Origin of the sequence: Nocardia farcinica, assembly GCF_029867845.1 — a bacterium.
Taxonomy (GTDB): Bacteria; Actinomycetota; Actinomycetes; order Mycobacteriales; family Mycobacteriaceae; genus Nocardia; species Nocardia farcinica_A.
Genome location: NZ_JARWRU010000663.1, coordinates 1 through 7,303, shown reverse-complemented (window position 1 = coordinate 7,303; position 7,303 = coordinate 1). Strand labels below are relative to the sequence as shown.

The 7,303-nt window shown below is 69.9% G+C and carries 6 protein-coding genes; 1 reads left to right on the top strand and 5 read right to left on the bottom strand.

All coding sequences use genetic code 11. The features are described from left to right. Positions 1–56 precede the first annotated feature (56 nt). Genes QH283_RS14665 through QH283_RS14645 form a run of 5 tightly spaced genes read right to left on the bottom strand, consistent with a single transcriptional unit; the run spans position 57 to position 5,505 of the window. Positions 57–851, bottom strand: a complete 795-nt coding sequence (locus QH283_RS14665; protein ID WP_280503553.1) for an enoyl-CoA hydratase — start codon at positions 849–851, stop codon at positions 57–59. Beyond that, a complete protein-coding gene (gene mmsB / locus QH283_RS14660) occupies positions 848–1,747 on the bottom strand; it encodes a 3-hydroxyisobutyrate dehydrogenase (protein ID WP_280503552.1) in 900 nt (299 codons plus the stop codon). Before mmsB ends, QH283_RS14665 begins: the two co-directional genes overlap by 4 nt. Then, entirely contained in the window at positions 1,744–2,829 is a 1,086-nt protein-coding gene (locus QH283_RS14655; protein ID WP_280503551.1) for an enoyl-CoA hydratase/isomerase family protein, read from the bottom strand. The genes mmsB and QH283_RS14655 overlap by 4 nt, the downstream gene beginning before the upstream one ends. Further along, entirely contained in the window at positions 2,826–3,965 is a 1,140-nt protein-coding gene (locus QH283_RS14650) for an acyl-CoA dehydrogenase family protein (protein WP_280503550.1), read from the bottom strand. Before QH283_RS14650 ends, QH283_RS14655 begins: the two co-directional genes overlap by 4 nt. 7 nt (positions 3,966–3,972) lie before the next feature. After that, positions 3,973–5,505: a CoA-acylating methylmalonate-semialdehyde dehydrogenase gene (locus QH283_RS14645; RefSeq protein ID WP_280503549.1), complete on the bottom strand. Its 1,533-nt coding sequence runs from the start codon at positions 5,503–5,505 to the stop codon at positions 3,973–3,975. A 229-nt stretch (positions 5,506–5,734) separates the two neighbouring features. Here QH283_RS14645 and QH283_RS14640 point away from each other — a divergent pair, with 229 nt between their 5' ends. Continuing rightward, positions 5,735–7,252 (top strand): cobalamin-dependent protein, encoded by a 1,518-nt coding sequence (locus tag QH283_RS14640; protein WP_280503548.1) that lies wholly within the window; start codon positions 5,735–5,737, stop codon positions 7,250–7,252. Positions 7,253–7,303 lie beyond the last annotated feature (51 nt).

Here is a 7,303-nt window from a genome sequence, read left to right as displayed (position 1 = left end):
CCCCCCCCCCCGCCCCGCGCGGGGGGGGCCCCCGGGGCCCTCGAACGGGGTTCGGGTCAGCGGTTGCCGAACTGGGCGGGCCGCTTCTCCACGAAGGCCGCCATGCCTTCCTTCTGGTCCTCGATCGCGAACAGCGAGTGGAACACCCGGCGCTCGAACCGCAGGCCCTCGGACAGGGTGGTCTCGAAGGAGCGGTTGACCGCCTCCTTGGCGATCATGGTGACCGGCACCGACATCGAGGCGATGGTCTCGGCGACCTGCTGCGCGGTGTCGAGCAGCTCGGCCGCGGGCACGATGCGCGAGACCAGCCCGGCGCGCTCGGCTTCCTCGGCGTCCATGTTGCGGCCGGTGAGCACCAGGTCCATGGCCTTGGCCTTGCCGATCGCGCGGGTCAGGCGCTGCGAGCCGCCGATGCCGGGGATGACGCCCAGCTTGATCTCGGGCTGACCGAACTTGGCGGTGTCGGCGGCGAGCAGGATGTCGCAGATCATCGCCAGTTCGCAGCCGCCGCCGAGGGCGTAGCCCGCGACGGCCGCGATGGTGGGCTTGCGGAAGTTCGCCAGCCGCTCCCAGCGCGCGAAGTAGTCGTCCATGAACATGTCCATGTACGTCTTCGGCTGCATTTCCTTGATGTCGGCGCCCGCGGCGAAGGCCCGCTCGGAGCCGGTGATGACGACCGCGCCGACCTCGTCGTCCCGCTCGAGCTCGTCGAGGGCGGCGATGACGTCGTCGAGCACCTGCGCGTTGAGCGCGTTGAGTGCCTTGGGACGGTTCAGCGTGATCCAGCCGACGGCGCCCTTACCGGCGCTGTTGGGCCTGCGCTCCAGCAGAATCGTCTCGAAGTCGGTCACTTGTCACCCTCTTGCTCGGAACGGTTGCGGACATCGGTGACGATAGCCGAGAAGTCACGCGCGGCATCGGTCTGGTTGAACCGGGTGTAGATCTCGGCGGCGAGTGCGCCGAGCTGTCCGTCGACGCCGTTGTCGCGCAGGGCGTTGGCGGCCAGACCCAGGTCCTTGGTCATCAGCGCGGTGGCGAAACCGGGCTTGTAATCGTTGTTGGCCGGGCTGGTCGGCACCGGGCCGGGCACCGGGCAGTAGCTGGTCAGCGCCCAGCTCTGGCCCGAGGCGGTGGAGACGACGTCGAAGAACGACTGGTGGCTCAGGCCGAGCTTCTCGCCGAGCACCAGCGCCTCCGACAGCGCCACCATCGAGATGCCGAGCAGCATGTTGTTGCAGATCTTGGCGGCCTGGCCGACGCCCGCGCCACCGCAGTGCACGACCTTGCCGCCCATCACCTCGAGCACCGGCAGCGCGGCGGCGAAGTCCGCCTCCTCACCGCCGACCATGAAGGTCAGCGTTCCCGCGGCCGCACCGGCGACACCGCCGGAGACCGGGGCGTCGACCGCGCGATGACCGGCGGCGACGGCCTTCTCCGCGGCGGCCTTGGCGTCGGCGACGTCGATGGTCGAGCAGTCGATGAACAGCGTGCCGGGGTCGGCGACCGGCAGCAGCTCGGCGTAGACGTCGAGCACCAGCTTGCCGTTGGGCAGCATGGTGATGACGATGTCGCGGCCCGCGGCGGCCTCGGCAGCGGTGGCGACGACGGTCGCGCCGTCGGTGCGGGCCTGCTCCTGCGCGGCGGGCGCCGGGTCGAAGGCGACCACGTCGTAGCCGGCCTTCACCAGGTTGGCGGCCATCGGGCCGCCCATGTTGCCCAGGCCGAGGAATCCGATCTTCTTGCTCACTGCTGTGCCTCCGGGGTCACCAGGCCCAGCTCCTTGTCGCCGAGTCCGACGAAGTAGGCCGCGACCTGCTCGTCGGTGACATCGGCGAGGGTCGCCGGGTTCCATTGCGGGTTGCGGTCCTTGTCGATCACCTGCGCGCGGATGCCCTCGACCAGGTCGTGGGTGCCCAGCGAGGCGATGGACACGCGGTACTCCTCGTTCAGCACCGCCTCCAGGCTGTCCAGCTCGCGCGCGGCCCGCAGCGAACGCAGCGTGACCTTCAGCGCGACCGGCGACTTGCCGAGGATCTCGGCGGCCGCGGCCCTGGCCTCGGGCGCGTCGGCGGTCTCCAGGCGGGAGACGATCTCCTCGACGGTGTCGGCGCCGTAGCAGGCGTCGATCCAGTCGCGCTGGGCGTCGAGCGGCGAGGCCGGGGCGTCGGTGGCGAACTTGGCGATCGCCACGTCGGCGGGCTCGGTGCGCAGCGTCTCCAGCAGCGCCGGGATGTGCTCCGATGGCACGAAGTAGTCGGCGAAGCCGGTGGCGATGGCATCGCCCGCGCTCATGCGCGCGGTGGTCAGCGCCACGTGGGTGCCGATCTCGCCGGGCGCGCGGGAGAGCAGGTAGGTGCCGCCCACGTCGGGGATGAAGCCGATGCCCACCTCGGGCATGCCGATCTTGGACCGCTCGGTGACGATGCGGTGGCTGCCGTGACCGGACAGGCCGACGCCGCCGCCCATCACGATGCCGTCCATGACCACCACGTACGGCTTGGGGTAGCGGCCGATCAGCGCGTTGAGGATGTATTCGTCGCGCCAGAACCTGCCGGTGGCCGAATCGGCGTCCGCACCGCCTGCCTTGGCGTCGGCGTGGATGGCCACGATGTCGCCGCCGGCGCACAGGCCGCGCTCACCGGCGCCGGTGACGACGACGGTGCGGACCTCCTCGTCGTCGGCCCAGGCGCGCAGCGCCTCGGTGATGGCCAGCGCCATCGAGTGGTTCAGCGCGTTGATCGCCTTGGGACGGTTGAGCGTGATCAGGCCGAGGCCGTCGCGCTTGTCGATCAGAACCTCGGGTTCCGCCGCGGTGTTGTTGTCGCTCATGCTGCTCCTACGACCGTGCGGGCGACGACCACCCGCATGATCTCGTTGGTGCCCTCGAGGATCTGGTGCACTCGCAGATCCCGGACGATCTTCTCCAGCCCGTATTCGGCCAGGTAACCGTAGCCGCCGTGCAATTGCAGGGCCTTGTTGGCGACCTCGAAGCCGACATCGGTGGCGAAGCGCTTGGCCATCGCGCACAGCTCCACCTTGTCCGGTGCGTCGGCGTCGAGCGCGGCCGCGGCCCGCCACAGCAGGGTCCGCGCCGCCTCCAGCTCGGTGCGCATGTCGGCCAGGTCGAATTGCAGGGCCTGGTTGGCCACCAGCGGCTTGCCGAAGGCGGTGCGCCCGGCCAGGTACGGCACGGTCTTGTCCAGGGCGGCCTGCGCGCCGCCCATCGAGCAGGCGGCGATGTTGAGCCTGCCGCCGTTGAGGCCGTTCATGGCGATGCGGAAACCCTCGCCCTCGGCGCCGAGCCGGTTGGCGACCGGCACCCGCGCGTCCTCGAGGATGACCTGACGGGTGGGCTGGGCGTTCCAGCCCATCTTCTTCTCGTTCGGTCCGACCGACAGCCCGGGGGTGTCGGCGGGCACGATCAGCGCCGAGATGCCGCGCGCGCCGTCGTCTCCGGTGCGCACCATCATCACGTAGACGTCGTTGGCGCCCGCGCCGGAGATGAACTGCTTGGCGCCGTTGAGGATGTAGTCGTCACCGTCACGCACGGCCCTGGTGCTCAGCGCCGCCGCGTCCGAGCCGACCCCGGGCTCGGTCAGCGCGTAGCTGCCGAGCAGTTCCATCGAGGTCAGGCCGGGCAGCCAGCGGGCGCGCTGCTCGTCGGTGCCATAGGCGTCGATCATCCACGTGGCCATGTTGTGGATGGAGATGTAGGCGGCCACCGCCGGGCAGCCGGTGGCCAGCTGCTCGAAGATGCGGACCGCGTCGAGCCTGCGCAGGCCCGAGCCGCCCCACTGCTCGCCGACGTAGATGCCGCCGAGCCCGAGCGGGCCCGCCTTGCGCAGCACGTCGACCGGGAAGTGCTTCTTCTCGTCCCATTCCAGCGCGTTCGGCGCAAGGAACTCGTCGGCGAAATCGCGCGCGGTGTCGCGAATCGCCCGTTCGTCCTCGTCGAGTGTGAACATCGGAGTGTCAGTCCATCGTCGGGATCACAAAGGCGTTGGACGCGGAGCCCGCGGAGCGTCCCGGCAGCTCAGCTCGGATTCCGCCGCCCGGCCAGCGCTGCGTCACCGTCTTGGTCTTGGTGTAGAAGCGGATCGAGTCGGGACCGTGCTGGTTGAGGTCGCCGAAGCCGGAGCGCTTCCAGCCGCCGAAGGTGTAGTAGGCGATCGGGACCGGAATCGGGACGTTGATGCCGACCATGCCGACCTGCACGCGGGAGGCGAAGTCGCGGGCGGTGTCGCCGTCGCGGGTGAAGATGGCCACGCCGTTGCCGTACTCGTGCTCGTCGGCCAGGCGCAGGGCCTCTTCGTAGGTCGCGGCGCGCACGACGGAGACCACAGGGCCGAAGATCTCCTCCTTGTAGATGCGCATCTCGGGGGTGACCTTGTCGAACAGGGTGGCGCCGACGAAGTAGCCGTTCTCGCCGCCCTCGACGGTCAGGCCGCGGCCGTCGACGACCAGCTCGGCGCCCTCGTCGATGCCGATCTGGACGTAGTTGTTGACGCGGTTCACCCCGTCCTGGCCGACCAGCGGGCCGAAGTCGGCGCCGGGATCGTCGGAGCGGCCGACATTGAGCTTGTGCACGCGCTCGGTCAGCTTGGCGACCAGGCGGTCGGCGGTCTCCTCGCCCACCGGCACCGCGACCGAGATGGCCATGCAGCGCTCGCCCGCGGAGCCGTAGCCCGCACCGATCAGCTGGTCGGCGACATCGTCGAGGTCGGCGTCGGGCATGACGATGGCGTGGTTCTTGGCGCCGCCGAAGCACTGCGCGCGCTTGCCGTTGGCGGTGGCGGTCTCGTAGATGTACTGCGCGATCGGGGTGGAGCCGACGAAGCCGACGGCCTTGATGCGCGGGTCGTGCAGCAGCGTGTCGACGGCTTCCTTGTCACCGTTGACGACGTTGAACACGCCGGCGGGCAGACCGGCCTCGAGGAACAGCTCGGCCAGGCGCAGCGGCACCGAGGGGTCGCGCTCGGACGGCTTGAGCACGAAGGCGTTGCCGCAGGCCAGGGCCGGGCCGGCCTTCCACAGCGGGATCATGGCCGGGAAGTTGAACGGGGTGATGCCCGCGACGACGCCGAGCGGCTGGCGCATGGAGTAGACGTCGATGCCGGTGCCCGCGCCTTCGGTGTACTCGCCCTTGAGCAGGTGCGGGATGCCGGTGGCGAACTCGATGACCTCGAGGCCGCGCTGGATGTCGCCCTTGGCGTCGGGGATGGTCTTGCCGTGCTCGCTGGACAGCAGCGCCGCCAGGCTGTCCATCTCGTCCTGGACCAGGCTCAGGAACTTCATCAGCACGCGGGCGCGCTTCTGCGGGTTGAACGCGGCCCAGACCTTCTGCGCCTCTTCGGCGTTGGCGATGACGGCCTCGACCTCGGACTTGCTCGCCAGCGGGACGCGGGCCTGCACCTCGCCGATGTTCGGGTCGTAGACGTCACCGAACTTGCCCGAGGTGCCGGCGACATGCTGTCCGCCGATGAAATGCGTGAGTTCCCGAACCATGACAGTCCTTCTCTTCGTCGTCGCTGACGCGCGCAGGGTCTGCGCGATCTCGGTCATCCTATAGTTGGACATCCAAGTATATCGATGCGGTGTGACTCATCCCACCGGCCACAAGACGATGATAGGGCCGTCACGCGGCGGAAACTCGCATGGCGATGTGACCGGCATCACCGTAGTATTCCTATGACGTCCTATTTTTGGGCGCCCCAGGACTCGCCGGAGGACATTCGTGGCCGACAGCAGCACCTTCCACCAACCCGTCAACCCGGTCCGCTTCGTGACCTCGGCCGCGCTGTTCGACGGCCACGACGCCGCGATCAACATCATGCGCCGCATCCTGCAATCCCAGGGCGCCGAGGTGATCCACCTCGGCCACAACCGCGCGGTCCACGAGGTCGTCGCCGCGGCGGTCGAGGAGGACGTGCAGGGCGTCGCGGTCAGCTCCTACCAGGGCGGACACGTCGAATACTTCGAGTACCTGGCCACCGCGCTGCGCGAGGCGGGCGCCGGGCACGTGCAGATCTTCGGCGGCGGAGGCGGGGTGATCGTGCCCGCCGAGATCGCGCGGCTGGCCGAATCCGGCGTGCGCATCTTCTCCCCCGAGGACGGTCAGCGCCTCGGCCTGCCCGGCATGATCAACGAGCTGATCCGGGACTGCGATGTCGACCTGTCCGCGCAACCGCCCGCCCTCGACGCGATGCTCGCGGGCGATCGCAGCGCGCTGGCCCGGGTCATCACCTGCCTGCAACAGGACGCCCTGCCCGAGGCCGACCGCGCGGCGCTGCTCGCGGCCGCCGCCTGCCGGACCGTCCCGGTGCTCGGCATCACCGGCACGGGCGGATCCGGAAAGTCCTCGCTCACCGACGAATTGGTGCGCAGGCTGCGCACCGACCAGCAGGACAAGCTGCGGGTGGCGATCCTGGCCGTCGACCCGACGCGGCGACGCGGCGGCGGCGCGCTGCTCGGCGACCGGATCAGGATGAACTCCCTCGACGGCGGCCGGGTCTTCTTCCGCTCGCTGGCCACCCGCGGCGGTCACGAGCTCCCACACGACATCGACGCCATCATCGCCGCGTGCAAGGCCGCCGGATACGACCTGATCGTGCTGGAGACCCCCGGCATCGGCCAGGGCGACGCGGCCATCGTCGACCACGTCGACGTGCCGATGTATGTCATGACACCGGAGTTCGGCGCGGCCTCCCAGCTGGAGAAGATCGACATGCTCGACTTCGCCGAGGTGGTGGCGATCAACAAGTTCGAGCGCAGGGGCGGCGCGGACGCGGTGCGCGACGTCGCCCGCCAGCTGGTGCGCAATCGCGAGGCGTTCGGCTCGTCGCCGGAGGACATGCCGGTCTTCGGCACCAGCGCGGCCACCTTCAACGACGACGGCGTGACCGCGCTCTACCAGCACCTGCTCGGCCTGCTCGGCGCGCGCGGGCTGCCGGTGGCCGAGGGCGTGCTGCCGAAGGTCGAGACCAAGGTCTCCACCCGTTTCGCCCAGATCATCCCCACCTCCCGGGTGCGCTATCTGGCCGAGATCGCCGACACCGTACGCGGCTACCACGCCCGCACCGCCGAGCAGATGCGCGCGGCGCAGCGGGTGCAGCGGCTGGAACTGGTGGCCGCCGAACTGCCCGGGGACACCGCGGTCGCCGAACTGCTCGAATCCGCCCGCGCCGACGTCGACCCGGACTGTGCGGCCCTGCTCCCCGATTGGCCCGTGGGGGCCGATAGCTATCGCGGCTAATAACTGGTGGTAGGGGTGCGCGATCGCGTGATCCGCACCGCGCTGCGACGG

Coding starts and splice junctions, on each gene's coding strand:
- QH283_RS14655 (WP_280503551.1), bottom strand. CDS start 2,829: ATGAGCGACAACAACACCGCGGCGGAACCCGAGGTTCTGATCGACAAG.
- QH283_RS14650 (WP_280503550.1), bottom strand. CDS start 3,965: ATGTTCACACTCGACGAGGACGAACGGGCGATTCGCGACACCGCGCGC.
- QH283_RS14645 (WP_280503549.1), bottom strand. CDS start 5,505: ATGGTTCGGGAACTCACGCATTTCATCGGCGGACAGCATGTCGCCGGC.